This is a genomic window from Nonomuraea antimicrobica (assembly GCF_039536965.1).
In the GTDB taxonomy this organism is placed as follows: Bacteria; Actinomycetota; Actinomycetes; order Streptosporangiales; family Streptosporangiaceae; genus Nonomuraea; species Nonomuraea antimicrobica.
The window spans coordinates 1-2,019 of record NZ_BAAAZP010000168.1; the positions used below are offsets into that span (position 1 = coordinate 1).

General features: G+C 77.2%; 2 protein-coding genes. Both read left to right on the forward strand.

Annotated features, from left to right (window positions below; genetic code table 11):
* Window positions 1-1,043 (forward strand): class I adenylate-forming enzyme family protein (locus ABD844_RS40435; protein WP_344890643.1); only part of this gene is annotated, 1,043 nt, incomplete at its 5' end.
* Window positions 1,044-1,110: 67 nt separating this feature from the next.
* A partial coding sequence (locus ABD844_RS40440) for an FAD-dependent monooxygenase (RefSeq protein WP_344890647.1) occupies window positions 1,111-2,019 on the forward strand: 909 nt, incomplete at its 3' end.

Sequence of the window (2,019 nt, forward strand, 5' to 3'; positions counted from 1 at the left end):
ACTACACCTCGGGCACGACGGGCGCGCCCAAGGGCGTCATCCAGACGCGGCGGGCGGTGCGCGCCGGTGGCGCCAACCTGGCCGGGCGGTTGCGGCTCGGACCGGGCGACCGCGTGGTGACGGCGCTGCCGCTGGCGCACACGTACGGGACGAACGTCATGAACGCGGCGCTGGGCAGCGGCGCGGAGCTGATCCTGCTCGACCGCTTCGACGTGGAGACGCTGCTGGAGCGGTCGGCCCGGCACGCGGCGACCGTGGTCGCGGGCGTGCCCACGATGTACCGGCGGCTGCTGGCCCGGCCCGGCGACCTCCTGCCGCCATCGCTGCGGTGCGGGCTGTCGGCCGGTCAGTGCGCCGGGGAGGACCTGGCCCTGGCCTGGGAGGAACGCACGGGAGCCCCGTACGTGGAGGGGTGGGGGATGACGGAGCTGAGCGGCATGGCCACGCTCTCCGCGCCCGAGCTGACCGGCCGCCACGGCACGGCCGGGACGACGCTGCCCGGCGTCCGGCTGCGGGTGGTGCCGGCCGGCGCGCCAGGATGCGAGGCCCCTCCGGGCGAGCCGGGCGAGCTCCAGGTGCACGGGCCGATCGTCACCCCCGGCTACTGGAACAGCCCCGTGCAGACCGCCGCGGCGATCGGCACGGACGGCTGGCTGCGCACGGGCGACGTGGGCGTCGTGACCCCCGACGGGCGGGTCCGGATCGTCGACCGGATCAAGGACGTCGTCCTGTGCGGCGGCTACTCGGTGTTCCCCACCGAGCTGGAGCAGGCCATCCGGCGGCATCCGGCGGTGCACGACGTCGCGGTGGCCGGGCTGCCCGATCCCGTCCTGGGCGAGATCGCGTGCGCGTGGGTGGTGGCCGAGCCGGGCGCCGCCCCCACCGCCGAGGAGATCGTCGGGCACTGCCGGGCGCTCCTGGCTATCCACAAGCTGCCGCGCCGGGTGATCCTCGTCCCCGGCCTGCCCGTCACCGAGCGCGGCAAGGTCGACAAGCGCGCCCTGACCGCGACGGTCTCCGGGAGGGAGTCCGCATGCCGCTGACCGGCCCGCTCGGGCCGCACCCCCGCGCTGTGCCGAGCCCGGTGCGCCCGCCCGCGGGAGCGACGCCGTGATCGACGGGCCGCTCATCGTGGGCGCGGGTCCCGTCGGGCTGGCCGCCGCCCTGCTGGCCCGCGCCCGGGGCCTGCCCGCGCACGTGCTGGAACGGCTGCCCGCCGGCGCGCCCAAACCCGGCAGCCGGGCGATCTTCCTGCACCGGCAGACGATCCAGACGCTCGCGGCGGCCTGTCCCGCCCTCGCCGACCGGCTGGCCGCCGAGGGGCTGGTCTGGTCGGGGCGTACGACGTACTGGGCCGGGCGGCGGGTGTACCACCGCGGCTACGGGCCGGTGCACCCCTCGCGCGCGCCGTTCGTCACGCTCCCGCAGCCCAGGACGGAGAGGCTGCTGCGCGAGGCGGGCGAGCGCGCGGGCGTCACCTTCACCTGGGACGCGCGGGCCGACGAGGTGATCCCCTCCGACGCCTCCGTCCTGACCCGCACGACCTGCGGGCGGGAGTGGCGCTCGGCGTACGTCGTCGCGGCCGACGGGGCCGGGTCGGCCGTGCGGCGGCGGCTGGGCGTCCCGCTGAACGGCGAGCGCGGGGGCGAGGCGTTCGTCGTCGTGGACGTCGCCGGCGACCCGGCCCGGCCGCTGCCCACAGAGCGGGTCTTCCACTACCGCCATCCGGCCGTGGCCGGGCGCAACGTGTTCCTCGCCCCCTTCGCCGGCGGCCACCGCGTGGACCTGCAGTGCCGCGCGGGCGACGATCCCGCGGCGCTGGCCGCCGACCCGCGCTCCTGGCTGCGGCCCCTGCTGCCGTCCGGGCACGCGTGCGAGATCATCTGGTCCTCCCACTACCTGTTCCGCCAGGCGGTCGCGCAGACCTTCACCGTCGGCCGGGTGTTGCTGGCAGGCGAGGCCGCGCACCTCTTCGCCCCCTTCGGCGCACGGGGGCTCAACTCCGGCGTGCCGGACGCC